Genomic DNA, 25,326 nt, shown 5'->3' with positions numbered 1-25,326 from the left:
AAATTACTGCCTGGCGCGTTGCTTGATCCTCGAAGTCAGTTCCTGGACCTGGTCGTAGATGCGCCGTCGTTCGGCCATTTCCTTGCGGATCTTCTTGTCCGCGTGCATGACGGTCGTGTGGTCGCGGCCGCCGAAGGTCTGTCCGATCTTCGGCAGGGACATGTCGGTGAGTTCACGGCAGAGGTACATGGCGATCTGGCGTGCGGTCGCGAGTGCCTTCGTCTTGCCGGGGCCGCAGAGGTCGTCGAGGGTCACGTCGAAGAACTCGGACGTGACGCCCATGATGGTGGGCGCGGTGATCTCGGGCGCGTGCGAATCCGGGATGAGGTCGCGGAGCACGATCTCGGCGAGCGCCACGTCGACCGGCTGCTGGTTCAGTGACGCGAAGGCGGTGACGCGGATGAGCGCGCCTTCGAGTTCCCGGATGTTCGCCTCGACGCGTGAGGCGATGAACTCCAGGACTTCGCCGGGGACGGCGAGCCGGTCCTGTGCCGCCTTCTTGCGGAGGATCGCGATCCGCGTTTCGAGTTCCGGCGGCTGGATGTCGGTGATGAGGCCCCACTCGAACCGCGTGCGCAGCCGGTCTTCCAGCGTTTCGAGGCGCTTCGGCGGGCGGTCGGAGGAGACGACGATCTGCTTGTTCGCGTTGTGGAGGGTGTTGAAGGTGTGGAAGAACTCTTCCTGCGTACCTTCTTTTCCTTCCAGGAACTGGATGTCGTCGACGAGCAGGATGTCGATGTCGCGGTAGCGGCGCTGGAAGGCGACCTTGCGGTCGTCGCGCAGCGAGTTGATGAAGTCGTTGGTGAACTCTTCGGTCGACACGTATCGCACGCGCATGCCGGGGAACAGCCGCTGCGCGTAGTGCCCGACGGCGTGCAGCAGGTGGGTCTTCCCGAGTCCGGATTCTCCCCAGATGAACAGCGGGTTGTACGCGCGGGCCGGTGCTTCGGCGACGGCGACCGCGGCCGCGTGCGCGAAGCGGTTCGACGCGCCGATGACGAACGTGTCGAACGTGTACTTCTCGTTGAGTTTCGTCTTCGACGTCTGCGGCTGCGCCGGCGCGGTGTAGGGCTGGCCCGCGATCGGCTGTCCGGAGAACGTCGGCCAGATCTCGGTCACGGCGGCGAGGGCCTCGCCCTCTTCGTCGACTTCTTCATCGCTGTCGTCGCCATCGTTGAGGCTGTTGTCCACGGGCTGCTGCCTCGGGGGCCTCGGTTTCGGCGGCTCGGGCCGTGGCCGGTTCGGGGACAGCATGCCGTCACCGTCGGGCAGCGGAGGAGTGCCCGGCATCGGTCCGGAACCGTTTTCCACCCGGCTGGGTGAAGTCGGTTCATAGCGGGGGCCCGGCGAGGGCGGCGGAGGAGGCATCGAGGGCTCGGTGCTGTCGACCTTCACCGCGAGGGAGACTGCGCGGCCGAGCCGGCGCGAAAGGGCTTCGGTGATCGCGCCGCGAAGGGCGCGTTCGATCGCTTCTTTGGCGAAGTCGCTGGGGGCGGCGAGGAGCGCGGTGCCGTCGAGCAGGCCGATCGGCCGGGTCACCCGCATCCAGGCGCGCTGCTGCGGGGAGAGGGTGCCGTCCGACAGCTCGCGTACGACCTGTTCCCAGATGACGCCAAGATTGTGCTGGTGATCGGACACCTGCCTGACTCCCCTCCCCTCGTCGGTGCGCTGCGGCGAGATCGCTCAGCGGCCCGAAACGCCGGGTCGAGCGTCATCCTGGCCCGATCGGCTCATGCGCACAGCAAATATCCACATGGTTGTCCACAGCTGTGCACTAATGTACGGCGGCCCGCGGTGGCGTCACCTGCGGGCTCGACGTATGCCGACGGGATGCCTCCACATCCCCAAGGACACCCGGGCGCCTGCACCGTTCCACCTCGGCGTAAACCCGGGAGGGGCACGCTAACAAGCCCCGCTCGTTGCCACAAGGCATCCTCGCGCGCAAGCATTTCACGGTGTACGGCGTGTTGCCATTCGATGCCCTCGCGTCGTCGGTGCTCACTCTCCACGTACTGTCGCGGTCCGTGGTCGAGGGGGTGCCTGCCGGGCCCGGGCGGTGGGTGCGTACCCTCGTAAGGTCTCCCGTATACAGCGGGGGCGTTTCGCGTGCCCACGTTGTCGTCGCTCGACGTGACGAGGCCACACGTTGGTAGGAGACACCAGAGACTGCCGTGCGTCAGCACGACACGCCAGGAACGGGTCGAACCGTTCCCGGCGGCCGAGAAACAGGAGAAGTTAGTCGTGAGCAAGGGTAAGCGCACCTTCCAGCCGAACAACCGCCGACGCGCCCGGGTCCACGGATTCCGGCTGCGGATGCGGACCCGCGCCGGCCGGGCCATCCTGGCGGCACGCCGTCGCAAGGGCCGCGGCGCGCTGTCCGCCTGATCCGGCCGCCGTCGAGGGACGTCGTGCTGCCGGCCGCCGCGAGGTTGCGGCGCAGTGAGGATTTCCGTGCCGTGATGCGGCGTGGGGCCAAGGCAGGCAGGCGCCGCCTCGTCGTCCATGCGTTGACCACGGACCCGCCCGATGCCGCCGAAGCGGCGCGGGCGGGTTTTGTGGTGAGCAAGGCCGTGGGGAACTCGGTGGTCCGTCACCGGGTCGCCCGCCGATTGAGGCATCTCGTTTCCGCCAGGCTCGGAACACTGCCGCCGGGCAGCTCGTTGGTGATACGGGCACTACCTCCGGCCGCGGACGCGTCCAGCGCGGAACTCGGCTCGGACCTCGACGCGTCTTTGAGGCGCCTCGGGCTCTCCGGGAAGTCGCAAGCGCGGCCCCCCGACAACGGATCAGCGGTGTAACGGCATGCGAGCCACCGAGAACGAGACCACCGAAGACGCCCGGCCCGGCCCGGTGGCATGGGTGCTGCTCCTGCCCATCAAGCTGTACCGCAAGGCGATCTCCCCCTTCTTTCCTCCGGCGTGCCGGTTCTACCCGAGCTGTAGCGCGTACGCCGTCGAGGCACTGACCCGGCACGGCGCCGGCCGCGGCAGCTATCTCGCGGTCCGGCGTCTGCTGCGCTGTGGCCCGTGGACCATGCCCGGCCGCGACCCGGTACCCGAGACGTTCTCGTGGCGCCACCGCCGACCTGAAACACCGATCGAGGAGTAGCTCAGTGCTCGACTTCATCTACTACCCCGTGTCCTTCATCTTGTGGTGTTGGCACAAGGTCTTCGGGCTCGTGTTCGGTGAGGCGAACGCGATTTCCTGGGTCCTCGCGATCATCTTCCTGACGGTCACCGTCCGCGGCATCATGTTCAAGCCGTTCGTGAACCAGGTCCGGTCGATGAAGAAGATGCAGGACTTCGCGCCGGAAATGAAGAAGATCCAGAAGAAGTACTCCAACGACCGGCAGCGCCAGGCGATGGAGATGCAGAAGCTCCAGAAGGAGCACGGCGTCAACCCGCTGGGCAGCTGCCTGCCGATGCTGCTTCAGATCCCGGTCTTCATCGGTCTGAACCACGTCCTGCGGATGTTCACCATCAACCCGTACGGCGGGCCGAAGACCGAGAACTACTACTTCGACCAGGCCGGCGTCGAGTCCTACGTCCACGCGAAGCTGTTCGGCGTCAACCTCGGCGACGCCATCTACACCGGCGTCGACATGGTCAGCGGGGGCAACACGGCCGCCGGGTTCCACTGGGGTGTCGCGCCGGTCGCGATCCCGCTGATGATCATCGCGAGTATCGCGACGCACCTCACCGCGCGTCACTCGGTCCAGCGCCAGAACCCCGAGTCGGCCACCCCGCAGACCGCGATGATGAACAAGCTGACGATGTACGTCTTCCCGATCGGTGTCCTCGTCTTCGGTGCGCTGTTCCCGATCGGCCTGCTCATCTACTGGCTCGCCAACAACGGCTGGACCCTGATGCAGCAGCGCCTCGTCTACACGAAGATCGACAAGGAAGAAGAGGCCCGCAAGGAAGCCGAGAAGGAGAAGCGCGCGAACCTCGGCCCGAAGCCCGGCCAGAAGCCGACCGCGCCGCGCCCCGGCCAGAAGCCGGTCCAGCAGAAGAGGAACAAGCAGTCCTCCGGTGGACAGGTCAAGAAGGCGGGCTCGCCCCACGGCTTCGCCCAGACCGATCCCGCCACCGCGGAGAAGAAGGACACCCAGAACGCAGCAGCCGAGCCGTCCACCAACGGCTCGAAGGAGACCGGCGCGGAAGCGACCGAGCTCATCTCTGACTCGACTAAGAAATCGGGCCGGAAGCGTCGCTGACGCCGATCCGGGCCGGAGAGGAGACCAGTAATGGCGGAGACGATCGACACGATCGACGCCGAGGAGAACAGCGCGGCCGAGGTCGAGGACGCCGCTGAAGAGACTGCTCGCAAGGGAGGTGTCGACGACGACGTCCTCGTGAAGGAGGGCGACATCGCCGGCGACTACCTCGAGCGGCTGCTCGATCTTCTGGACTACGACGGCGACATCGACCTCGATGTCGAAGCGGGCCGCGCGATCGTCAGTATCGACGGCGGCGAGGATCTGGAGAAGCTCGTCGGGCCGCGCGGCACCGTGCTGGAGTCGCTGCAGGAGCTGACGCGGCTGGCGGTGCAGCAGGAGACCGGTTCGCGGAGCCGCCTGATGCTGGACATCGCGGGCTGGCGCGCGGACCGTCGCGAGGAGCTCCGCGAGCTCGGTCGCTCGACCGCCGAGACCGTGGTCTCCTCCGGCGAGCGTGTCCGGTTGCAGCCGATGAGCCCGTTCGAGCGGAAGGTCGTGCACGACGCGGTCGCCGCGGTCGACGGGGTCAAGAGCGAGAGCGAAGGAGAGGACCCGAAGCGCCGGGTCGTCATCTTCCCCGCCTGACGGTTACTCGAACGAAGCGGCCCGCCGGTCATCCGGCGGGCCGCTTCTTTGTGTCCGGGGTGAATTACAGCCGTGGCGTTTCACGTGAAACGCGCGAGTCGAGTGGAGTTGTCCACAACTTCGGACTGTCTCCCCGCTTTGCGGTCGGCGTCATGGACAATCAGTGGAGCGCGTTTCACGTGAAACGGCGTCGAGGGTTGAGGAGCAAGAGTGGGCTTGGACGGGGTCGCCGCAGCGGTTCGGAGTGCGGCGTCGGAAGTATTCGGAGACCGCCTCGAGCAAGCCGTCGGCTACGTCGAACTCCTGGAGCGGCATGGCGTGGAGCGCGGACTGATCGGGCCTCGCGAGGTCGACCGGCTGTGGGAGCGTCACGTCCTCAACTCCGCCGTCATCGGTGAACGCATCCCCGACGGCGCCCGCGTGGTCGACGTCGGATCCGGTGCGGGGCTTCCGGGTGTACCGCTCGCGATCAGCCGACCGGACCTCGATATCGTTCTGCTCGAACCGATGGCCCGCCGGGTCGACTGGCTGGCCGAGGTTGCCGAGAAGCTGGAACTCCCCATCACCGTTGTCCGCGGGCGCGCGGAGGAGCGGCAGGTACGTGAGGAGCTCGGTGGCGCCGATGTCGTCACCGCCCGGGCGGTCGCTCCGTTGGCCCGGCTCGCGAACTGGTGCCTCCCGCTCGTGCGTTCCGAAGGTGCTCTGGTCGCCCTCAAAGGAGCGAGCGCTGGAGAAGAAATCGAACGTGATCGCGTCGCCGTCCGGAAGGCCGGCGGAGGCGAGCCGGAAGTCTTCGAGTGCGGTACCAAGGTGCTCGAGGTTCCGAGCACGGTCGTCGTGATTCACCGTCTGCCTCCGAAGCAGTCCCGATCGCGCGGCAGGCGCAGCTGACCCGGTTCCACGTGAAACAACGCGGAACGACTCCCACGTCTAATACAGAGGAGGCTCGAGACCGGTGACTCCCCCGCCGTCCGACCCTGCGAGCGTCGGCCAGGAACTCGGCTGGACGCCCATCGCCGAAGAAGCCGTCCGCGCCGCCAGCGTGCTGCACCCCAAGGAGGGTGCGCTCCCCCGGCCGACCCGTCGGCGAGTGCTGACGGTCGCCAACCAGAAGGGCGGCGTCGGCAAGACGACCAGCACGGTGAACCTCGCCGCCGCCCTCGCCGTCCACGGGCTCAAGACGCTCGTGATCGACCTCGACCCGCAGGGCAACGCGAGCACCGCGCTCGACATCGACCACCGGTCCGGCACCCCCTCGATCTATGAGGTGCTGATCGGCGAGGTGTCGCTCGCCGAGGCGGCGGCGCAGAGCGAGCAGTCGTCGAATCTCTACTGCGTGCCCGCGACCATTGACCTCGCCGGCGCCGAGATCGAACTCGTCTCCATGGCGTCCCGCGAGATGCGGCTCAAGGAGGCGCTCTCGTCCGAGATCCTCGACGAGATCGGCGTCGACTACGTCTTCATCGACTGCCCGCCGTCGCTCGGCCTGCTGACCGTCAACGCGATGGTCGCCGCGCAGGAAGTGCTGATCCCGATCCAGTGCGAGTACTACGCGCTCGAAGGTCTGGGGCAGCTGCTGAGCAACATCGAGCTCGTCCAGGCGCACCTGAACCGCGAACTCAGCGTCTCCACGATTCTGCTCACCATGTACGACGGCCGGACGAAGCTGGCCGATCAGGTGACGAACGAGGTCCGGAACCACTTCGGGGACACTGTTCTCAAGACGGTCATCCCCCGCAGCGTGAAGGTGTCCGAGGCGCCCGGCTACGGGCAGACCGTCCTCGCGTACGACCCGGGTTCCCGTGGCGCCATGAGCTACGTGGACGCGGCGAAGGAGATCGCACAACGGGGTGCGGAGATGAAGGAAAGGAGCGGTACGGCATGAGTGAGCGCAGAGGGGGGCTCGGGCGCGGGCTCGCCGCCCTGATCCCCACCGGTCCGCCACCGGGCTCTGCGGCCCCCGCCGAGAACGGCTCCGCCACGGTTCCCGTTCCCGCGGTCAAGCCCGCGGGGCCGGACGACAAGGGTTGGTTCGCGGCAAACGGTGAGGCCGGTTCGCACGGCGGCACCGTCGCCGGCGCGGTCTACCGCGAGGTCCCGGTCAGCCAGATCAAGCCGAACCCGAAGCAGCCGCGGCAGGTCTTCGACGAAGACGCGCTCAACGAGCTGGAGCACTCGATCCGCGCGTTCGGGCTCATGCAGCCCATCGTGGTCCGGGAGCTCGGCACCGACGAGTACGAACTCGTCATGGGCGAGCGGCGGCTCCGCGCGTCTCAGCTGGCGGAGCTGGAGGCGATCCCGGCGATCGTCCGCCAGACCGCCGACGAGGCGATGCTGCGTGACGCGCTGCTCGAGAACATCCACCGCGTTCAGCTCAACCCGCTCGAAGAGGCGGCCGCGTATCAGCAGCTGCTCGACGAGTTCGCGGTCACGCACGAGGAGCTGGCAAGCCGGATCGGGCGCAGCCGCCCGGTCATCACGAACACGATCCGCTTGCTCAAACTCCCCCTCGCCGTCCAGCGGCGGGTCGCCGCCGGGGTGCTTTCGGCGGGCCACGCGCGGGCGCTGCTCTCCCTCGAGGACGCGGAAAGTCAGGAAGAGCTGGCCGCGCGGATCGTCGCGGAGGGCATGTCGGTCCGTGCGACCGAGGAAGCCGTCACGCTCAAAAAGAGCGAGAAGCCGGCCAAACCGAAGCCCGCTCCCCGCAAGCCGATCCAGGCGCCCGGACTCCAGGAACTGGCGAACCGGCTTTCGGACCGGTTCGACACTCGCGTGAAGGTCGACCTGGGTCGCCGCAAGGGGCGGATCACACTCGAATTCGGCTCGGTTGACGATCTTGAACGCATCGTGGCGCTCATGGATGAAAATCAGGCAAATCAGACACGCGAAACCGATTAGGGATCACACCGGGTCGTTTTGTCACGGTGACGATAGCTGTGTGCTGACCAATCGGTGACGTTGAGTGCTTGAACTGGGGGGCAAGTATGAAGGCGCTCTTCGACGGTCGAAATCCCCGCGCGGTGATTTTCGACTGCGACGGATTGCTCATGGACACCGAGCCGTGTTGGTCGGTCGCCGAGACCGAACTGTTCGCGCGGCGAGGTCTGCCGTTCGGTCCGGACGAGAAGACGTTGGTGATCGGCAAGTCACTACCGGCCGCCGCCGACGCGATGGCGAAGGCGTTCGGCGAACCCGGCGGCGGCGCCGTGATCGCGGACGAGTTGCTGAGGTTGGTGACCGAGGTCGTCATCGCGAAGGCGGAGGCGATGCCCGGCGCGCGTGAGTTGGTCGAACTGACCGCGGCCGCCGTTCCAGTCGCTGTCGCGAGCAACTCGCCCCGAGCCCTGCTGGACGCCGCTCTCAGCCGCGGCGGACTTTCGGAGATGTTTCCCGTGAAACTGGCCGCCGACGAGGTGGCCGCGCCGAAGCCCGATCCGGAGATGTACTTGACCGCGTGCGATCTCTTGAACGTCGAGCCCGCCGACGCGCTGGCGTTCGAGGATTCGATGACCGGCCTGCGGTCGGCGCATGCGGCCGGGCTCCCCGTCATCGGGGTGCCCACGTTGCGGCAGCAGGACTTCCCCGCCGACGTCGTGATCGGCTCGCTACGCGACGAAGAACTGCTGGCGTGGGTGCGTGGATGGCCCCGGCGATGACCGGTCTGCCCTTCGTCCGGTTCCAGCCTTCACCGGACGAGCAATGATTGGTTCGACACGAACTTCACCAACCCGGCGCACGTCGACCCGAGCGTCTACGACGTGGAGGTGAACCCCGGGTCCGCGGCGTGGTTCAAAGCGACCGCTCGTGTCTTCATCGAGCGGGTCGACGGCTACCTGTCGATCCTGGAGACGCATGAGATCTCGTGCGAGGCCGTCTGGTCGGCGAACCCGGGGCGGGTCATCTACGAAGATGAGCACCAGGTTGTCGCCGTAGCTCGGAAATGAAAAAGGGGACTCGCCCGCACCGGGCAAGTCCCCTTTGTCGAACCAGACTCAGCTCTTGCGCGCGATCGCTCGGCCGACGAGACCGGCGAAGACCGATCCGAGGGTGGCACCGGCCGCCTCGATCGCGACCGGAACGATCGACGTCTCGGTCAGGCCCGGCGACAGGTTCACCGCGAGGAAATAGACCGTGCCGTCTTCGGCGACCACGGCGTCGGTGCGTGAGATGTCGCGAAGCCCGAGTTGCCGGTGCACGGCGACGGCCAGTTCGCCGACCGCCTTGGCGGCGTCGTCGGGGATCCGCGCGGGAGTGAAGAAGTCGGTCAGCCCGGCGGTATAACGCGCGGTGTAGTCGTACACGCCGCTCTCCGGGACGATCTCGACCGCGGGCAGTGCCTCAGGGCCCTCTTCGCCTTCGATGACCGTCACGGCCACCTCGACGCCGGATACGAACTTCTCGGCGAGGACCGTGTCGCCGTACGCGAAGCAGCCGACCATCGCCCCGGGCATTTCCGCGGCGTCCTTGACGACCTGGGCGCCCAGCGCCGAGCCGCCCTGGTCGGGCTTGAGGATCAGCGGCAGGCCCAAGGTTTCGACCATCGCGTCCAGTACGGCCTGCGCACCGAGTTCGCGGAAGGTGCTGTGCGGCAACACGACCCAGTCCGGCGTCGTGAAGCCCGCGTCGGCGACTAGCGCCTTGGCCGTCGGCTTGTCCCAAGCGCGGCGGCAGCCCTGCGAGCTGGTGCCGACATACGGCACGTCGAGCATCTCCAGCACCGTCTGCACCGCGCCGTTCTCCCCTTCACCGCCGTGAAGGGCGACGATGGCCGCGTCGGGGCGTTGAGTGCGAAGGCGTTCGAGCAAGCCCGCGTCGGTGTCCCACTCTTCGACGATGAGACCTTCCGCCCGCAACGCGACCGAAAGCCGGCGCCCGGAGCGGAGAGAGACGTCGCGTTCGTGGGAAAGTCCGCCTGCGAGTACGGCAACGGTGCGGTCGACCACCGAGGACTCCTTATATGTCTATGGGACGTCGGTCGATCAGACCGTGTCCGGAGAGGGGTTCTGCGGTCCCGAGATCGAACGGGGGCTCGCGTTACCGAAGGTACGCGCCAAGTCCATTTCGGACTCGAGCACCGCCGCGAGCCGCCGGACGCCTTCGCGGATCCGCTCGGGTGTCGGGTAGCAGTAGGAAAGGCGAAGTTGTCTGCTGCCGAATCCGTCGGCGTAGAAACCGGTTCCGGAGGCGTACGCGACCCGGGCCGTGACGGCTCGCGGCAGCATCGCCTTCGTGTCCACGCCTTCGGGGACGGTCATCCAGACGTAGAAACCGCCGTCGGGTTTGGTCCAGCTGCACCCGGCGGGCATGTGCTGATCGAGCGCGGACAGGATCGCGTCCCGGCGCTCCCGGTAGTTCTCGCGGAAGGTCTTGATCTGACCCATCCAGTCATGAGTCGAGAGGTATCGCGACACGATCAACTGGTTAAGCGTGGGCGGACAAAGGGTCGCGGACTCGGCCGCGAGCACGAGTTTCTCCCGGACGGCGTGCGGCGCGAGCACCCAGCCGACCCGCAGGCCGGAGGCGAAAGTCTTCGAGAACGAGCCCAGGTACACGACGTTGTCGGGGTCGATCGAGCGGAGCGCCGGATACGTCTGTCCGCTGAACCCGAGCAGACCGTACGGGTTGTCTTCGACGATGAGGATATCGTTTTCGCGGCAGATCTCCACGATTTCCGCACGTCGCTCGACGGCCAGCGTGACGCCGCCCGGATTGTGGAAGTTGGGGATCGTGTAGAGGAACTTGACCCGGCGGCCCGCTTTCCGCGTCTCCGCGAGCGCGGCACGGAGCCCCTCGGGGACCAGGCCGTGATCGTCCATCGCGACGTGGACGACGTCCGCCTGGTACGCGGCGAACGAGCCGAGCGCGCCGACGTACGACGGGCCCTCCGCGATGATGACGTCACCCGGATCGCAGAACAGCCGGGTCACCATGTCGAGCCCCATCTGGGAGCCGACCGTCACGACGACGTCGTCCGGGTGGGCCTTGATGCCTTCGAGGGCCATGATTTCGCAGATCTGCTCACGCAGCGACGGGATACCGTGCGCGGAGCCGTACTGGAGCGCGACCAGGCCTTCCTGGGCGATGAGCTCGCCGACCTGCGCGGAAAGCGTGTCCAACGGCAGCGCGGCGAGGTTCGGCATCCCGCCGGCGAGCGACACCACCTCGGGGCGACTGGCGACCGCGAACAAGGCCCTGATCTCGGAGGCAGTCATCCCGGCCGTACGCGCGGCGTAGCGGTCGAGATGAGGGTCGAGGTTGTGTCGGCCGGGCTCCGGCCGGACAGGGCGATTCTCGGTCATCAGGCGCTTCACCCGTGCTTCGAAGTGGACATAGTCGCTACCGACTGGTAGTTCCATCGAGTGTAACCACCCTCCCTTGTGGGGCCCTGGCCTTCCGGTGTTCATCACATCGGCCTATCCTCGGTCAGGTCCCCTTCAGTGAGTCCTGCTCGGGACAGGGCTGCGTCGGGTGTCGTCGTTCAGGGAGGTTTGCCGGTGTCGCGTCGCGTCGTGGGCGTAACCCTGGACAACCTCGAGCATCTGCCCAAGAGCTGCCGCCGCTGCGTGTACTGGGAGCTGGCGCCGCATTTGAAGGCGCAGGCCGAGGAGTACGGCGCGACAGAGGTCGAAAAAGAAGCCTGGGTCTCCAGCGTGCTGCTGGAGTGGGGTTCCTGCGGCCGGATCGTCTACAGCGACACCCTGCCCGTCGGTTTCGTGCTGTACGCGCCGCCGAACGCCGTGCCGCGTTCGCTGGCCTTCCCGACTTCACCGCCCGGTCCGGACGCCGTTCTGTTGACCGCCTTCCAGATCCTCCCCGAATTCCAAGGTGGCGGACTCGGCCGGATGCTGGTGCAGGCCGTCGCGAAGGACCTCACCAAACGCGGGGTCCGCGCGATCGAGGCCTTCGGTGACGCCAAGCCCGACGAGACCGATCCGGACGGTGGGCACAGCTGCGTGCTGCCCGCCGCGTTCCTGCAGAGTGTCGGCTTCAAGACCGTGCGGCCGCATCCGCGGTGGCCGCGGCTGCGACTGGAACTGCGGTCGGCGATCTCGTGGAAGGAAGACGTGGAGGCAGCCCTCGAACGGCTGCTCGGCCAGGTCTCCATCACGACGGCCGAGCCGAGCATGGGCCGCGCCTGACCTTCTTCGCCTTTCTGGACGGCTACCCTCCGCTTGCCATGAACGGTCCTTTCCTTGCAAATTTCGCAAGGAAAGGACCGTTCCTAGCGCTCGCGTGAGCCGCTCTTAGCAGACTTTCCGGACACGCGCAGCAGCCATCCCCTGCCTTGGGGACAGCTGTGGGTAACCCGCCGAGTTATCCACAGATCGCTGATAGGAGCGGTGGAAAATCTGTGGATGGGTAGGCTGGACCTGGGGACGCCCCCCGGGAAGGGCGGGGCTGCGCGCCGGATGGGGCTAGGGGTGGCGTGGTCCGGCGAGGGGTGACACAACCGGTTGTGCCGAGGGGGTCGGCAGGGGGATGTGCGCTCGCGTGCGGGTGTGGAGGACTGGCTACTCCGCTTTGGCGAGTTCGTGGGCCAGGACGTCCGCGAAGGTGAACGTGCCTGTCGGCTGGTCCCCTTCGCCGAGGAGGTACAGGCGCTTCACGGCGACCAGGATGCCTTCGGCGACGACGTCGCGGAAAGCCGGGTCCGACAGTTTGCGGCTGTCTTCCGGGTTGGTCAGGTAGCCGATCTCGATCCGCACCGCCGGGCAGCGGGTGCGGGTGAAGATCTCCCAGGTCTTGTAGTGCGTGCGGCAGTCGAGCATGCCGGTGCGGGCGGCCAGCTCGCGCTGGATGAAGCCCGCCAGCAGCTCACCGACGGTCGACGTGGCGCCGTTGCCGGTGCCGAAGTGGAAGCTCGCGACCCCTTGCGCCTTGGGCGAGGGGTTCTTGTCGTTGTGCAGCGAAAGAAACAGGTCGGCGCCCGCCTCGTTCGCGAACTTCGCCCGCTCACTCTCGGTCGGGCTCTGGTTCGGGCCGCGCGAGATCAGCGCCTCCATACCCGTGGCCTGCATCCGGCCTTCGAGCCGCCGTGCGAGATCCCAGGCGATGTCCGCTTCACGCAGACCGCTGGCGACGACACCGAGGTCGTCACCACCGTGGCCGGGATCGATCACGATGCGCTTGCCGCGCAGCCGCGGGCCCGCCTGCCGCACCTGCTCCTGCTCGCGCAGGAAGACGGGACGGCCGCCGCGCGCACGCGGCGAGGAGAGCCGGTGCAGTTCGCGGATCGTGGCCGGGCCGCACATGCCGTCGGAAACCAGGCGCATGTCGCGCTGGAAGGTCTTGAGCGCGCGTTCGGTCTGCGGGCCGAAGTGCCCGTCCGGGCGGCCGGCGTCGAAACCGAGTTCGGTCAGCCGCTCCTGAAGCGCGAAGACGTCGTCGCCCTGCATGGGGGCGGAGAACATGTAGGTCAGCGGGCGGCTGCCCAGGTGAAAACCTGCGCCACGAAGCGCCTGGTAGGTCGCGGGACCCACCAGACCGTCGGTGATGAGCCCACGGCGCTGCTGGAACGCCCGCACGGCATGTTCCATCGCCGTGTCGAAGACCTCGTACTCCCCGGATTCGGTCACCGGCGGGAGCAGCTCCATCGCCGCCAGCGTGGACCTGATCTCGGCGACGTCCGGTCCGGCGTCACCGCGGCGGAGTACCCGCATGCACTCCTCGCTCTTCCCTTTGGGGCACCGATCGAGCTCGATGCACGACTCTGAAAACCCTGCGGGGCGAACCCCGGTGCTCTATTGTGCCCTGTGAACTCTCGGTGAGCGCGGAGGCCCGGTCGGTGCGTCAAGCGCCCGTTCGTGGAACTCGTCCAGGCGATCCCGCAACAGTGAGATTTACCCAGTCCGCTGAACGACGAAACCCGGAGCCTGGGCAGGCCCCGGGTTTCGGCAGGTGAAACGCGAGATCAGAGGACGTCGGCGAGGTCCGACAGCAGCGCGGCCTTCGGCTTGGCGCCGACGATCTGCTTCACCGGCTTGCCGCCCTGGAACAGGATCAGCGTCGGGATCGACATCACCTGGTAGTCACGCGCAGTGTTCGGGTTGGCGTCGATGTCGAGCTTCGCGATGGTCAGCTTCTCGCCGTTCTCCGCCGCGATCTCCTCGAGTACCGGGGCGACCATCTTGCACGGACCGCACCAGGTGGCCCAGAAGTCGACCAAGACGGGCTTCTCGCTCGTCAGCACGTCGTCGACGAAGCTCTTGTCGGTCACCGTCACGGTGTTGGCCATGGTGTCTCCTTCTGGGGTGGTGAAACTCCGGTGTGGGAAAAGTCAGTTGGTGGTGGCGCCGTAGCCGCCACCGACCAGCTCAGGGGTTTCCTGGGCGGCCTCGACACCGGCGTGCTCCGCCAGCCATCGTTCCGCGTCGATCGCCGCGGCGCAGCCCGAGCCAGCGGCGGTGATCGCCTGCCGATACGTGCGGTCGACCAGGTCGCCCGCCGCGAAAACACCCGGAAGGTTCGTGTACGAAGTCCGGCCCTGGGTGAGCACGTAACCGTCCTCGTCGAGGTCCACCTGACCACGCACCAGTTCGCTGCGCGGATCGTGACCGATCGCGACGAAGAACCCGGTCACGTCCAGTTTCGACTCTTCGCCGGTCACCGTGTCCTTGAGCTTGAGGCCCTCGACCTTGCCTTCGCCCTCGACCTCGGTGATCTGCTTGTTGAGCGCCCACTTGATCTTCTCGTTCTCGCGGGCACGTTCCAGCATGATCTTCGAGGCGCGGAACTCCTCGCGACGGTGGACGATCGTGACGGACTTGGCGAACTTCGTCAGGAAGGTCGCCTCCTCCATCGCGGAGTCGCCGCCGCCGGCGACCACGATGTCGTGGTCGCGGAAGAAGAAGCCGTCGCAGGTGGCGCAGGCCGAAACACCGCGGCCGAGCAGCTCCTGCTCGCCGGGCACGTTCAGGTAGCGGGCAGCGGCGCCCATCGAGAGCACGACCGCGCGGGCCGCGTAGCGCTTGCCGTTCGCGACGACGTACTTGACGTCACCGGTCAGCTCGACGGATTCGACGTCCTCCTGGCGCAGGTCGGCGCCGAAACGCTTGGCCTGCTCGCGCATCTCTTCCATGAGGTCGGGACCCTGGATGCCTTCGCGGAAGCCGGGGAAGTTCTCGACCTCCGTCGTCGTCATCAGCGCACCGCCGAACTGAGTGCCCTCGAACACCAGCGGTTCGAGCTGCGCTCGTGCCGCGTAGACAGCGGCGGTGTAACCCGCAGGACCAGATCCAATGACGATCAGGTTCCTGATCTCCTCGGCAGCCACCCGTGACCTCCGCTCGTAGTGACCTGTTCACCAGGCTCAACACGATCGTAGGGGCCGGTGTTCCCGTGGTGACCGGCGCTACTTTCTCCCGCCTTGCGCCACGGCGTAGATCCGACCTCTAGCGCCGCTAGGAAAACTAGCGCGATAGCAAAGGTCCCTCGCTCCCCCCGAAATGGGGCTGGTGGGGAGCGAGGGACCAGTGAGGTTTCGGCCGGCTACTTCTGTCCGATGATTTTGTCGAAGAGGATCGCCGGGTTGCCAGGGCCACAGTCGGCACCGAAGGCGACGATGCGGAACTGGGCGAGTTTGCCTGTGGTGTAGATCACCATCACGCCGTCCTTGCCCGCGACGTTCACCGGCCGGATGCCCTCCGGCCGCACGTCGGCGTCCATTCCGGCCGCGGCGACACAGGCGTCGAGCCGCTCTTCGGTCTTCAGTGAGCCGAAGTCGCGGACGCCGATCGCCTTGCCGACGAGGGCTTCGGCTCCTCCGCCGTCTCCGCCGACCGAAGGGCCCGAAGGAGTCGATGGCGCGGGCTGGGCGATACCGCCCGAATCCGGCTCCCGAGTGGTGGGCACGACGATCGCGACGGCGGCGATGGCCGCCGCGGCCACGGTCGCTATTCCGGCGCCCCAGCCGATCCGCTTGTTCCGCCGCCGCCGTGCGGCCGCGAGGTCCACCACCGGGGCGACCTGTTCCCGCTGCCCTTCAGATGCGCCTTGAAACGCAGGCGTCACCCGCATCTCGGCGGCCAGCGCGGCGTCGATTCGCGCCGCGAACTCCGCGGGCATCGGAGCGACCGGCTCGTTCGCGAGTTCCGCGAGGTCGGCCGTGGTCGCTTCGAGTGCTTCGATGATCGCCAGTGCTTCGGGGTCGGCGTTCACCAGCGGCCACAGTTCGGCCGCCTCTCGCTCGTCCAGCACACCTGCGTGCAGGTCGGCGAGCACATCGACAGACCACGGCGGACCGACGGTCCCACCGATCCCCCTGCTCTCGTCTGTCATCGTCCCTCCCCGTCACCCGGCGTGCCCTGAGGACGCCTGGCACCCCGTTGCGGGGTAGCGCGCTCTCGTTTGCTTTCGTGAGTTGGGACGTTCGCAATCGCATCGGGGTTCCGTAGATGTCCGAGAACCTTCGCGAGCTTTCCGCGACCTCGGGCACATCTGCTCTTGACCGTGCCTTCCGCGATGCCGAGCATCTTCGCCGTCTCGGCGACGGAGTATCCCTCGACGTCCACCAACACGATCGGGGCACGTTGCTCTTCGGGGAGCTGGTCGAGGGCTTCCTTGACGACGAGACTCGTCTCGCGTTCGGACATCGAGTCACGCGGGGAGGCCGGCTCGTTGAACTGCCCGGTCTCGGGCAGCGGAACGGTCGGTCTGGCCTTGCCCCGCCGGATGCGGTCGAGGCAGGCGTTGACGACGATGCGGTGCAACCACGTCGTCACCTGCGATTCCGCTCTGAAATTGCCCGCTGCTCGGAACGCGGAGATGAACGCGTCCTGCAGGGCGTCCGCGGCTTCTTCCGGGTCCCGCAGGGTGCGCAGGGCTACCGCCCACATGCGGTCTCGATGTCGCTGGACCAGTTCACTGAACGCGCGCGGGTCGCCGGCGGCATGCGCCGCGATGAGATCCGCGTCCGTTGGAGCTGCAGCTGTCACCCGGGAGAGCCTACTGACTCGGGCGTATTACTCGAACGCGACGTACGCAGCCAGGTGACGACACGCGCGCGCGTCTTCGCCGGAGGCTCGGATCGGGGGCGGCGGGTCGCCGCAGGGTTTCGTGTGGAGCATCGAAAACCACGGCCCGGCGACGCCGATCCGAAAGCGCGCCCAAGAGGGCACTGACCCCGTGCCTTCGGTCACCCCGCAGGCAGGAACGTCAGCTCTTTGAGTTCGGTGACGAACTTGCCACCGTCGTCTTCACCCAGCTGAGTGATCCAGATGATGAAGTACTGACCCTGCTGAGGCTGCTGCAAAGCGATGGTCGACTCGCCCGCCGCGAGGTCCCCCGTCCCGACGACCTTGGTCTCGTCGAGCTTCGGGTTCTTCTTGTCGGCGGAGCGGATCTCGACCTTCGAACCGGGGCTCGCCGAGTCGATCTTGATCTGGCTGAGGGTGATGGGGTCCTTGAAGGTCACGACCACTCCGACGCCGTCCTTGAGCACCGGGAACTGCTTGTCGTACTGGTCGGTCTTCCACGAAGTGCCCGCGTCGCCGTCGGTGGTGTTCTTGGCGCGGCCGGGGCTGTCGCCCTTGCTGCCCGGGTTGAACACGGCGACGGCAGACGGCTTCACCGCGGCACCCACGGCCGGGGACGGCTTCTGCTGGGCGGGCGGCGGCTGCTCGCCCGAGGGCGGCGTGACCTGCGAAGACGAAGGCGCGGCGACGTTGATCTGTGGGCCGCTGGACTTCGATTCGCCCTGGAACAGGTTGATCAGCATCATCCCGCCCCAGGCGAGGATGACCACGGTCGCGACGACCAGCACGGTCACGCCGAACGCCAGCTTCTTGCGCCGCGCGACGTCCTTGACCGGTTTCTTCGTCGTCCAGACCGTGCCGTCCGGTTCGGCCACGGCCTCTTCCTCGCCGACGGCCTTGATCAGCTGCGTGCGCTCTTCGGCTTCGGCGACCTGGTCCAGCACGCGCAGGATGGCCGCGCTGGTGCGGATGCCGCCGTGGCCGCCGTCCTCGATGGTGCGGACGGCGAGCGAGGACAGCTCGACCGGCACCGTCGGGACCAGTGACCGCGGCGGGATGACGCGGCCGGTCGGCGCGTGCGGCGCCGCCGGGATCGCGGCGGGACCGCCGGGAAGGGCCCAGCGGCCGGTCAGCAGCAGGTACAGGACCGCGCCGAGTGCTTTGACGTCGTCGCGAAGGGTCGCTTCGGGCAACGGGCCCGGGAAGGCGAGCTTCAGCGCGCCGTCCGGGGTGAGCCGCAGGCGCTGCGGATGGTCGAGGCCGAGGACGAGACCGTTCTGATGGGCGTGGTCGACGGCTTCCGCCAGCGCCTGCACCATCCGGGCCGCCGCGGCGGGCGCCACCGGGCGCTGCGCCACGAGGTCGACCAGGTCGCTGCCCTTGGTCCATTCCGCCACGACGACACCGAGCAGACCTTCGCTCGAGGTGACGCCGCTGCCGAGGCTCAGCACGTCGAGGACGCGCGCGACCCCGCCGTGGCCGAACTTCGAAGCGTGCGCGGCACGCTCCAGCGTCCGGCGCGCGAGCCTCGCGGCCTCCGCGTCCGCCGGATCGCCGACCAGCAGCGTCAGCGCCACATCACGCTTCAGCTGCCCGTCGCGCGCTCGCCAAAGATGCGCGGCGGCTCTTTCGTCCACCCCGAACTGTGCGAGCAGGCGATACCGGCCGTCTCCGACGACCCGGCCAGGGGCCAGCGACCCGCCTTGGGCCCGGATGCCCACCTGGCTCGCCTCCCCTGCCTGTTCGCTCCGTCTCGTATCCACCGCACTCTCCCGCGTAGCTCCCGCCCCGAGGGTACCCAGAATACGACCCGTGAACGCGCGCCATCCGTGCGTGAATCGTTATCCGCGCTTGATCAGCCGGGTGATCCTCGCCGTGGCGGGCTTCAATTCCTCGACCTTCAGGGCCATGAGCACGCCGAACGACACCGCGATCCCGACCACCGTCTGCAGGAGAAGTTTCACCCAGGCATGGAAAGTAGGCCCGAACGAGTCAGGGACGACCTGCCCGGCGAGCCATGCCGCGCCGACCCCGAGCACACTCGCGGCGACCGTGAAGAGGATCACCCCGAGAACCCGCTTGCTCCGGAGATTTCCGAGGGTCACCCACAGCCAGACCTGACCGAGGATCGCGCCGACGACGAACGTGAGGCCGTTGACCATCATCACGCCGAGCACGATGTTGTCCTTCGACAGCAGTACGGGGCACAGGTAGAGCAGCGGCACCTTGACCACGGTCATCACGATCATGATCAGCACCGGCGTCCGTGCGTCCTTCATCGAGTAGAACACCCGCATCTGGAGCATCACCAGCGCGTACGGCAGCAGCGCGAACGCGGAGATGGCCAGCGCCTCGCCCATCCGCGACGCGTTCTCGACCGTGCCCTTGCCCAGCGTGAACAGCGCGATGCCGACCGAACCGCCGACGACGGTCATCACCGCGGAGATCGGCAAGAGCGTCACCGTCGAGATCCGTGACGCGTAGGAGAGGTCGCCGATCAGCTTCTTGTGGTCGCCGTCGGCCGCCGCGCGGCTCATCCTCGGCATGATCGCGGTCAGCAGCGACACCCCGATGACGCCGTACGGCAGCTGGAAGAGCAGCCACGCGTTGCTGTACGCGGTCACGCCGCCTTCGGAACCGCTGGTCAGCACGCGGGTCGTGATCGTGTAGCCGACCTGGCTGACCGCGACGTAGCCGACGGTCCACAGCGCGAGCCCGCCGAACTCCTTCATGCGCTTGTCGATGCCCCAGCGCCATTTGAACTTGAACCCGGACCGCAACAGCGGCGGGATCAGCAGCACCGACTGCGCCACGATGCCCGCGGTCACGCCGAGGCCGAGCGTCAGCAGCTTCGGGTCGGTGATCGACACCGGGTCGGTCGCGATGTTCCCCGGCATCACCCACACCACGAGGATGGTGAAGATGACGACCAGGTTGTTGATCACCGGCGCCCACGCCGTCGGGCCGAAGATGTGCTTCGCGTTCAGCACCGCCGAGAGCAGTGCGAACACGCCGTAGAAGAAGATCTGCGGCAGCAGCAGATACGCGAACGCGGTGACCAGCGCCGGATTGGCGTCACCGTTGTCGTCGACGTAGAGCTTGGTGATCAGTGGCGCCGCGACGACCGCGATGGCCGTCCCGACGATCAGCAGCGTGCCCGCCACCGTGACCAGCCGCTGCGTGTACGCCTCGCCGCCGTCCTTGTCGTCCTGCGACCGCACGAGCAGCGGGACCACGAGGCTGGACAGCACCCCGCCCATCAGCAGCTCGAAGATGATGTTCGGCATCGTGTTGGCGACGTTGAACGAGTCGTTCTCGACCTGGGCGCCGATGGCCGCGACCAGCAGCAGCTTCCACGCGAAGCCGGTGATCCGGCTGATCAGCGAGGCGATCGCCATCCGGCCGCTGGATTTCGCGAGTGACGGCGTCTTCGCGGGGGCGGCGACATCCTGCTCGCCGGTCTGCCCCGGCCGCGGTTTGACCAGCGGCGCGTCCTTGATCGCCGGCATGACCTGCGTGGCGAGCTGGTCGTACGGGCGGAGGACGTCGGGGTCGGCGACCGGCCAGCGCGATCCCATCGGGACGCCGGGGGTGCGCGGGATGAACCGCGTCGCGTCGGGCTCGTCGCGCCGGTCGACCTGCCACGGGCGGACCGGTGGCGGCTGGCGGCGCCCGCGATGCGGCGGAGGCGGTGTCTGGTTGAGCGCCTGAGGCGCCGTCGCCGGACGGCGCGGCGGCGGCTTCGGCGTCGACGGGGCAGGCTGCGGCAGCGGCGGCCCCTGCGGCGGCGGAACCGGCTGACGCCGGGTCGGCGGAGGCGGTGTCCCCTGCACGGGGGGCACCTTCCGCGGCGGTGCCTGCGCCGGCGGTGGGTTCTGGGGTGGCCTCAGCCGCCGTGTCTCGTCGTCGGGGCGGCCCGCGACCCGCTGACGCCTGCCGTCGGGCGGTGGCTGCTGAGGCGGGGGCGGCGGCTGCTGAGGAGGTGGCGGCGGCACCGCCCGCCGCGGGCGCTCACCGCGTTCGGGCGGGAGCTGCTGCGGGGGCGGTGGACGACGTTCGGGACGTCGTGCCGGACCATCGGTGCGGCGGGGCGGGGGCGGAGTACCTTCGCGCCGGGGACGGCCTGCACGCTCGGGCGGTACACCCGGCTCTCTTTCCAACGCGTGCCCAATCCTCGGTGCTCGACTACCTGATGCCCGGTGGCATCGTTCGACCCAGGGTAATCGGCAACGCCCTGAAACACTTAAACCTGTGCGTCCTCGGTCACACGAGGGGTGGGTTCGCCGGCCGGATCGGCTCGCGAGTCCTTGATCCTCCGGTAGATCCGGCGGGACGAAAGCAGCAGCAACGCGCCTGCCGCGGTGATCGTGATGATGATGGTGATCGCGCCGTACTCCGTGGAGGTCAGCTCGAATCGCGCGTCGGTGCCGAGCCTGGTCCCGTCGGGCGTGGTCAGGGACACGTCGACGCTGAACCGGCCCGCCCGGAGCGCCTCGACCGGGAGCAGCTGGTTGACGGCGCCGTTGGCCGGGACGGTCCGCTCCGGGACCGCTTCGGTGGGGCGCAGGCCGACGTTGTTCTTCAGCACGGTGCGGACGTTGATGCCGACCGGCAGGCCGTTGGTGATGTACGCGGGCAGCGGCGACGCGCCGGAAGCCAGCGCGATCGTCTGCTTCGGCCGCTCCACGGTGACCTGGCCGCGGATCGCGTCGAGATCACCGCGGGCGTTGCCGGTGACGGTCGCGGCGTCCGCGCCACGCCACGACGTCGAGGCGGCCCGGATGAGCGCGAGCCGGACCGGGGCGATCACGTCGGCCGGATTCACCCGTTTGGTGGCATCCATCGTCATCGCCGACGACAGGCCCAGCGTCTCGTTGTCGATCTGGGACATCTTCGCGGTGACGTCGCCGCTGGTGGCGGCCGTCAGATCCTGCGGGTCGTAGTTGACCGACGCCGTCCCGGAAGGGCTCTCGCCGAGCAGGCCGGTCAGCGGCGACGACTTGATGAGGCCCGCGGCGTAGAAGTCGCCCATCCGCTCCAGGAACGTGGTGAGTTCGGTGCCGGTCGCGGCCCAGTGCCGCGGCGGTGCGATCAGCAGCTGCGCACGCTCCTGCCCGGTCTGCCCGCCGAGCCCGGCACGGAAGGCGATGGCGCCGAGCCCGTTCTGGGTGGATTCCGAGCCGTTCAGCGCGGACGTGATCAGCGCGTCGATCGGCTGCGCGCGCAGGTCCGTGCCTTCGAGGGCGACCATGCCCGAAAGGGGTGAATCGGACTGGAGCTTGCCCGAATCGGTCAGCACGGTTTTGACGCCGGCCTTGCCGATCGCTTCGACGGTCTGCGCGTCGAGGGCGCCGCCCGGCCAGAGCACGCCGTCCTGCGGCTGGATGCCGAGCAGGTTCTTGATCGTCGCCGCGCCGCCGACCGCACTGGCCAGGAGCGCGGTGTCGGTGGCGTCACCGGCACGGACCTTCGTCAGCGCGGTGAGGTCGGCGTCGGCGAACGGGAGGGTGACCACGCAGCGGCCCGCGACCAGCGCCTTCAGCTGGCCGAGCCAGTTCTTCGCGGTGTCGACGCCCTTGCCGGGGACGGGGCCGCCGCCGGTGGCGACCTGGTAGCCGCGGGTCATCCCGTCCACGGTCGCGACCAGGTCGGGGTCGATGGCCAGGCACAGCGACGACGAGACCTTCGTGTCCGCCTCGGCCGCGCGTGCCGCCGCGACCAGCGCGTCCAGCCGTCCGCCGGGGGCCAGTTCGTCCGCGAGCCGCTCGTCCGCCACGGTCAGCGGGCCGCCGAGCGGGGACGAGACGACGTGCACGGTGCTGTTCGCGATCGGCCACAGCAGGCTCGCCGACGGCGCCGATGGTGGCCGCGACGCTGGTGCCTTGCCGGGGATGCCGAGCACCGGCATCAGCAGGGTGACCGCCGCCAGCCGTTCCGGTCCGCCGAAATCGGGGGTGCCGTTGACGTTGACCAGCAGCGGGTACACGCCGGTCTTCGGGAACTGGAGCTTCGAGGACTGGCCGAGCGGGACGGCGAGGTTCAGTGCGGCGCTCTGACCCGGCTCCAGGGTGTCCGGCACGAGGTCGACGAACTCCGTCGCCGCGAGGTCCTTGAACTTGTCGCCCGCGAGGACGTCGCCGATCTGCTGCTCGGTCTGCAACCGGGTGCCGAGTTGCAGCCGGACGCCCAGCTTGCTGATCTTCCGGTCGCCGACGTTGGTGACGCGGCCGGTGACGGTGAGTGAAGTCGACGTCGTGGAGACCACGCGGGGGTTCAACTCGTCGAGGTCCACACGCAGCCGGGGCTGTTCCTGGGCCTGCGCGACCGCGACGGGCAACGCGGAGAAGGCCAGGAACAGGATCGACAGGACAGTGGCGGCAAGCCGCTTCACTCAGGTGCTCCCTCGGCGGTGTGCTGTTGCTGCGCGAAGAGTTCTTTGGCCTTCCGGACCAGCTTGCGCTCGTCGGAGTAGGCGAGTTTGGTCTCCAGCTCGGCGAGCGGCACCCAGGCGACTTCGGTCACCTCGACATCCTCGTCCGAAAGTTCGCCGCCGGTGGATTCCAGGATGAAATGGTGCACTGTCTTGTGCACCCGCCGTCGTTCGGCCACGAACCAGTAGTCGATGGTGCCGAGCGGCTGGAGGACCTGCGCGGAGATGCCGGTCTCTTCCTTCACCTCGCGCACCGCTGTCTGCTCCACCGTCTCACCGTCCTCGATGTGGCCCTTCGGCAGCGACCACAGCAGTCTGCCGTGCCGGTCGAGCCGCCCGATCAGGGCGGCGTTCAGCCGTTCGGCGTCGACGACGAGTCCGCCGGCCGAGGTTTCGTCGACCGTCGTCAGCCGCCTTCCCCGCCTGCGCCTCCGCCGGCGGCCCGGCTTCGAAGCGCCGGAGCGGCCGGCTGATCCAGACATGCTGCGATGCTAGAGCAAACGGCGGTACGGGTACGCTGGCTCACCGTGCCCGTGTTGGGCCCGGCCGTAGTAAGTACATCCAAATCGTGGTGGGATTGTCGTGAACAAGGTGGTCGCCGGGCAGGCGATTGCGGGGAAGAGCACTGCGATGCAGAACGCCGTGACCGAGCTGATGCGCATCTCCCCGTTGGCGGACGAGCTCGCGAAGCTCTTCGCGAAGGCGGGGCACAGCCTGTACCTCGTCGGTGGCAGCGTCCGCGACATGATGCTCCGCAGGCTGTCGAACGACCTCGACTTCACCACCGACGCCCGGCCGGACCAGGTGCTCAAGATCGTCAGCGCCTGGGGCGACGCGGTCTGGGACGTCGGTATCGCGTTCGGCACGGTCGGCGTGACCAAACAGGGCATGACGCTGGAGATCACCACGTTCCGCGCCGACAGCTACGACCGCGTCGGCCGCAATCCCGAGGTCACCTTCGGCGACAGCATCGAGGGAGATCTGCTTCGCCGCGACTTCACGGTCAACGCGATGGCGATCGACCTGGCGAACAAGACCTTCGTCGACCCGTACGACGGGCTCCAGGCGCTCCAGGACCAGGTGCTCGACACGCCGGCGACCCCGCAGGAGTCCTTCGCCGACGACCCGCTGCGCATGCTGCGGGCCGCGCGGTTCGCCGCGCAACTCGGGTTCACCGCGGCGCCGCGGGTGATCGACGCGATGACGTCGATGGCCGACGAGATCGACCGGATCACCGCCGAGCGTGTCCAGGCCGAGCTGTCGAAGCTGCTGCTCGCGGACGACCCCCGGCCCGGAATCGAGCTGCTGGTCGACACCCGCCTCGCCGACCGGGTGCTGCCCGAGGTGCCCGGCATGCGGCTGGCGATCGACGAGCACCACCAGCACAAGGACGTCTACCAGCACTCGCTGACCGTGCTCGCGCAGGCGATCGACCTGGAGAAGACCCACGAGCCGACGTCGGAGCCGGACCTGATCCTGCGGCTCGCAGCGCTCCTGCACGACGTCGGGAAGCCCGCGACGCGTGAGTTCCAGCCCGGCGGCGGGGTGAGCTTCCACCATCACGAGGTCGTCGGCGCGAAGATGGCCCGCAAGCGTTTGCGTGCCCTGAAGTTCTCGAAGGAGATCGTCGAGGACGTCAGCCAGCTCGTGTTCCTGCACCTGCGGTTCCACGGCTACGGCAAGGGTGAATGGACCGATTCGGCGGTGCGGCGCTACGTCACCGACGCCGGCGATCTCCTGCCCCGGCTGCACAAGCTGGTGCGCGCCGACTGCACCACGCGCAACCGCAAGAAGGCGGCCGCGCTGCAGGCGACCTACGACGACCTCGAGCGGCGGATCGAAACGATCCAGGCGCAGGAGGACCTCGACCGGGTCCGGCCCGACCTCAACGGCGAAGAGATCATGCGGATCCTCGACCTCAAGCCGGGGCCCGACGTCGGCAAGGCGTGGAAGCATCTGAAGGAACTGCGGCTCGACCGCGGCCCGCTGGAACACGACGAAGCGGTCGCCGAGTTGAAGAAATGGGCCGCCGAGAACGGTATCGGCTGAGATGACCCCCGTTGGCCTCTGGATCCATCCGGCGTAAACGGAGATACTCCTGCCGGTGCTCCGGGCAGGGG

Annotated in this window: 24 protein-coding genes; 12 read left to right on the top strand and 12 right to left on the bottom strand. The window is 68.0% G+C overall.

The features are described 5' to 3' along the window. Positions 1 to 3: 3 nt before the first annotated feature. Positions 4 to 1,638, bottom strand: a complete 1,635-nt coding sequence (gene dnaA / locus ACIHAO_RS02320) for a chromosomal replication initiator protein DnaA (protein WP_396554358.1) — start codon at positions 1,636 to 1,638, stop codon at positions 4 to 6. 603 nt (positions 1,639 to 2,241) lie between these two features. On the opposite strand from dnaA, the gene rpmH reads away from it, so the two are divergent. From rpmH to ACIHAO_RS02270, 10 genes are all read left to right on the top strand, one after another. Beyond that, positions 2,242 to 2,385 (top strand): 50S ribosomal protein L34, encoded by a 144-nt coding sequence (gene rpmH / locus ACIHAO_RS02315; RefSeq protein ID WP_005154511.1) that lies wholly within the window; start codon positions 2,242 to 2,244, stop codon positions 2,383 to 2,385. 23 nt (positions 2,386 to 2,408) lie between these two features. After that, positions 2,409 to 2,798: a ribonuclease P protein component gene (rnpA, locus tag ACIHAO_RS02310; RefSeq protein WP_396554357.1), complete on the top strand. Its 390-nt coding sequence runs from the start codon at positions 2,409 to 2,411 to the stop codon at positions 2,796 to 2,798. Between the two features lie 4 nt (positions 2,799 to 2,802). After that, positions 2,803 to 3,108, top strand: coding sequence for a membrane protein insertion efficiency factor YidD (gene yidD, locus ACIHAO_RS02305; RefSeq protein ID WP_034321908.1), 306 nt, complete (start codon positions 2,803 to 2,805; stop codon positions 3,106 to 3,108). A 4-nt stretch (positions 3,109 to 3,112) separates the two neighbouring features. After that, positions 3,113 to 4,216, top strand: a complete 1,104-nt coding sequence (yidC, locus tag ACIHAO_RS02300; RefSeq protein WP_396554356.1) for a membrane protein insertase YidC — start codon at positions 3,113 to 3,115, stop codon at positions 4,214 to 4,216. A 30-nt stretch (positions 4,217 to 4,246) separates the two neighbouring features. After that, entirely contained in the window at positions 4,247 to 4,804 is a 558-nt protein-coding gene (locus ACIHAO_RS02295) for a protein jag (RefSeq protein ID WP_396554355.1), read from the top strand. 210 nt (positions 4,805 to 5,014) lie between these two features. Further along, a complete protein-coding gene (gene rsmG / locus ACIHAO_RS02290) occupies positions 5,015 to 5,695 on the top strand; it encodes a 16S rRNA (guanine(527)-N(7))-methyltransferase RsmG (RefSeq protein WP_125797825.1) in 681 nt (226 codons plus the stop codon). Between the two features lie 64 nt (positions 5,696 to 5,759). Further along, a complete protein-coding gene (locus ACIHAO_RS02285) occupies positions 5,760 to 6,689 on the top strand; it encodes a ParA family protein (protein ID WP_396554354.1) in 930 nt (309 codons plus the stop codon). Continuing rightward, positions 6,686 to 7,702, top strand: a complete 1,017-nt coding sequence (locus ACIHAO_RS02280) for a ParB/RepB/Spo0J family partition protein (RefSeq protein ID WP_396554353.1) — start codon at positions 6,686 to 6,688, stop codon at positions 7,700 to 7,702. Before ACIHAO_RS02285 ends, ACIHAO_RS02280 begins: the two co-directional genes overlap by 4 nt. Positions 7,703 to 7,788: 86 nt before the next feature. Then, positions 7,789 to 8,460: an HAD family hydrolase gene (locus ACIHAO_RS02275; RefSeq protein ID WP_396554352.1), complete on the top strand. Its 672-nt coding sequence runs from the start codon at positions 7,789 to 7,791 to the stop codon at positions 8,458 to 8,460. A 102-nt stretch (positions 8,461 to 8,562) separates the two neighbouring features. Beyond that, positions 8,563 to 8,748: a hypothetical protein gene (locus tag ACIHAO_RS02270; protein ID WP_396554351.1), complete on the top strand. Its 186-nt coding sequence runs from the start codon at positions 8,563 to 8,565 to the stop codon at positions 8,746 to 8,748. 48 nt (positions 8,749 to 8,796) lie between these two features. On the opposite strand, the gene ACIHAO_RS02265 is transcribed toward ACIHAO_RS02270, so the two are convergent. Next, on the bottom strand, positions 8,797 to 9,747 hold the full coding sequence (locus ACIHAO_RS02265; protein WP_396554350.1) for a D-alanine--D-alanine ligase: 951 nt from the start codon (positions 9,745 to 9,747) through the stop codon (positions 8,797 to 8,799). A gap of 36 nt (positions 9,748 to 9,783) precedes the next feature. After that, positions 9,784 to 11,103 (bottom strand): PLP-dependent aminotransferase family protein, encoded by a 1,320-nt coding sequence (locus ACIHAO_RS02260; protein ID WP_396554349.1) that lies wholly within the window; start codon positions 11,101 to 11,103, stop codon positions 9,784 to 9,786. A gap of 195 nt (positions 11,104 to 11,298) precedes the next feature. Here ACIHAO_RS02260 and ACIHAO_RS02255 point away from each other — a divergent pair, with 195 nt between their 5' ends. Beyond that, entirely contained in the window at positions 11,299 to 11,943 is a 645-nt protein-coding gene (locus ACIHAO_RS02255) for an N-acetyltransferase (RefSeq protein ID WP_125781532.1), read from the top strand. A gap of 372 nt (positions 11,944 to 12,315) precedes the next feature. Here ACIHAO_RS02255 and ACIHAO_RS02250 read toward each other — a convergent pair whose 3' ends face one another. The 9 genes from ACIHAO_RS02250 to ACIHAO_RS02210 form a co-directional block, all read right to left on the bottom strand. Next, the gene (locus ACIHAO_RS02250) at positions 12,316 to 13,464 is read right to left on the bottom strand and encodes an N-acetylmuramoyl-L-alanine amidase (protein WP_396554348.1); all 1,149 of its coding nucleotides are present in this window, start codon (positions 13,462 to 13,464) and stop codon (positions 12,316 to 12,318) included. A gap of 251 nt (positions 13,465 to 13,715) precedes the next feature. Then, a complete protein-coding gene (gene trxA, locus ACIHAO_RS02245; RefSeq protein ID WP_076163850.1) occupies positions 13,716 to 14,039 on the bottom strand; it encodes a thioredoxin in 324 nt (107 codons plus the stop codon). Between the two features lie 42 nt (positions 14,040 to 14,081). After that, positions 14,082 to 15,077 (bottom strand): thioredoxin-disulfide reductase, encoded by a 996-nt coding sequence (trxB, locus tag ACIHAO_RS02240; protein WP_396554347.1) that lies wholly within the window; start codon positions 15,075 to 15,077, stop codon positions 14,082 to 14,084. A gap of 215 nt (positions 15,078 to 15,292) precedes the next feature. Beyond that, the gene (locus ACIHAO_RS02235) at positions 15,293 to 16,081 is read right to left on the bottom strand and encodes a hypothetical protein (protein ID WP_396554346.1); all 789 of its coding nucleotides are present in this window, start codon (positions 16,079 to 16,081) and stop codon (positions 15,293 to 15,295) included. Further along, the gene (gene sigM / locus ACIHAO_RS02230) at positions 16,078 to 16,737 is read right to left on the bottom strand and encodes an RNA polymerase sigma factor SigM (protein ID WP_276365453.1); all 660 of its coding nucleotides are present in this window, start codon (positions 16,735 to 16,737) and stop codon (positions 16,078 to 16,080) included. The genes ACIHAO_RS02235 and sigM overlap by 4 nt, the downstream gene beginning before the upstream one ends. A gap of 200 nt (positions 16,738 to 16,937) precedes the next feature. Continuing rightward, complete coding sequence (locus tag ACIHAO_RS02225) at positions 16,938 to 18,497, bottom strand: protein kinase family protein (RefSeq protein WP_396554785.1); 1,560 nt, start codon at positions 18,495 to 18,497, stop codon at positions 16,938 to 16,940. A gap of 120 nt (positions 18,498 to 18,617) precedes the next feature. Continuing rightward, positions 18,618 to 20,354, bottom strand: coding sequence for a murein biosynthesis integral membrane protein MurJ (gene murJ, locus ACIHAO_RS02220; RefSeq protein ID WP_396554784.1), 1,737 nt, complete (start codon positions 20,352 to 20,354; stop codon positions 18,618 to 18,620). A 665-nt stretch (positions 20,355 to 21,019) separates the two neighbouring features. Beyond that, the gene (locus tag ACIHAO_RS02215; RefSeq protein ID WP_396554345.1) at positions 21,020 to 23,167 is read right to left on the bottom strand and encodes a DUF6049 family protein; all 2,148 of its coding nucleotides are present in this window, start codon (positions 23,165 to 23,167) and stop codon (positions 21,020 to 21,022) included. After that, entirely contained in the window at positions 23,164 to 23,688 is a 525-nt protein-coding gene (locus tag ACIHAO_RS02210) for an NUDIX hydrolase (protein ID WP_396554344.1), read from the bottom strand. The genes ACIHAO_RS02215 and ACIHAO_RS02210 overlap by 4 nt, the downstream gene beginning before the upstream one ends. A 148-nt stretch (positions 23,689 to 23,836) precedes the next feature. On the opposite strand from ACIHAO_RS02210, the gene ACIHAO_RS02205 reads away from it, so the two are divergent. Next, positions 23,837 to 25,255, top strand: a complete 1,419-nt coding sequence (locus ACIHAO_RS02205) for a CCA tRNA nucleotidyltransferase (RefSeq protein ID WP_396554783.1) — start codon at positions 23,837 to 23,839, stop codon at positions 25,253 to 25,255. Positions 25,256 to 25,326: the final 71 nt, after the last annotated feature.

This window comes from Amycolatopsis sp. NPDC052450, assembly GCF_044547565.1.
GTDB lineage: Bacteria > Actinomycetota > Actinomycetes > Mycobacteriales > Pseudonocardiaceae > Amycolatopsis.
This window is presented reverse-complemented; position numbering and strand designations above follow the sequence as displayed.

Coding starts and splice junctions, on each gene's coding strand:
- ACIHAO_RS02295 (WP_396554355.1), top strand. CDS start 4,247: ATGGCGGAGACGATCGACACGATCGACGCCGAGGAGAACAGCGCGGCC.
- ACIHAO_RS02235 (WP_396554346.1), bottom strand. CDS start 16,081: ATGACAGACGAGAGCAGGGGGATCGGTGGGACCGTCGGTCCGCCGTGG.
- ACIHAO_RS02210 (WP_396554344.1), bottom strand. CDS start 23,688: ATGTCTGGATCAGCCGGCCGCTCCGGCGCTTCGAAGCCGGGCCGCCGG.
- ACIHAO_RS02205 (WP_396554783.1), top strand. CDS start 23,837: ATGCAGAACGCCGTGACCGAGCTGATGCGCATCTCCCCGTTGGCGGAC.
- ACIHAO_RS02260 (WP_396554349.1), bottom strand. CDS start 11,103: ATGACCGAGAATCGCCCTGTCCGGCCGGAGCCCGGCCGACACAACCTC.
- yidD (WP_034321908.1), top strand. CDS start 2,803: ATGCGAGCCACCGAGAACGAGACCACCGAAGACGCCCGGCCCGGCCCG.
- murJ (WP_396554784.1), bottom strand. CDS start 20,354: ATGGGATCGCGCTGGCCGGTCGCCGACCCCGACGTCCTCCGCCCGTAC.
- ACIHAO_RS02250 (WP_396554348.1), bottom strand. CDS start 13,464: ATGCGGGTACTCCGCCGCGGTGACGCCGGACCGGACGTCGCCGAGATC.
- ACIHAO_RS02280 (WP_396554353.1), top strand. CDS start 6,686: ATGAGTGAGCGCAGAGGGGGGCTCGGGCGCGGGCTCGCCGCCCTGATC.
- trxA (WP_076163850.1), bottom strand. CDS start 14,039: ATGGCCAACACCGTGACGGTGACCGACAAGAGCTTCGTCGACGACGTG.
- ACIHAO_RS02275 (WP_396554352.1), top strand. CDS start 7,789: ATGAAGGCGCTCTTCGACGGTCGAAATCCCCGCGCGGTGATTTTCGAC.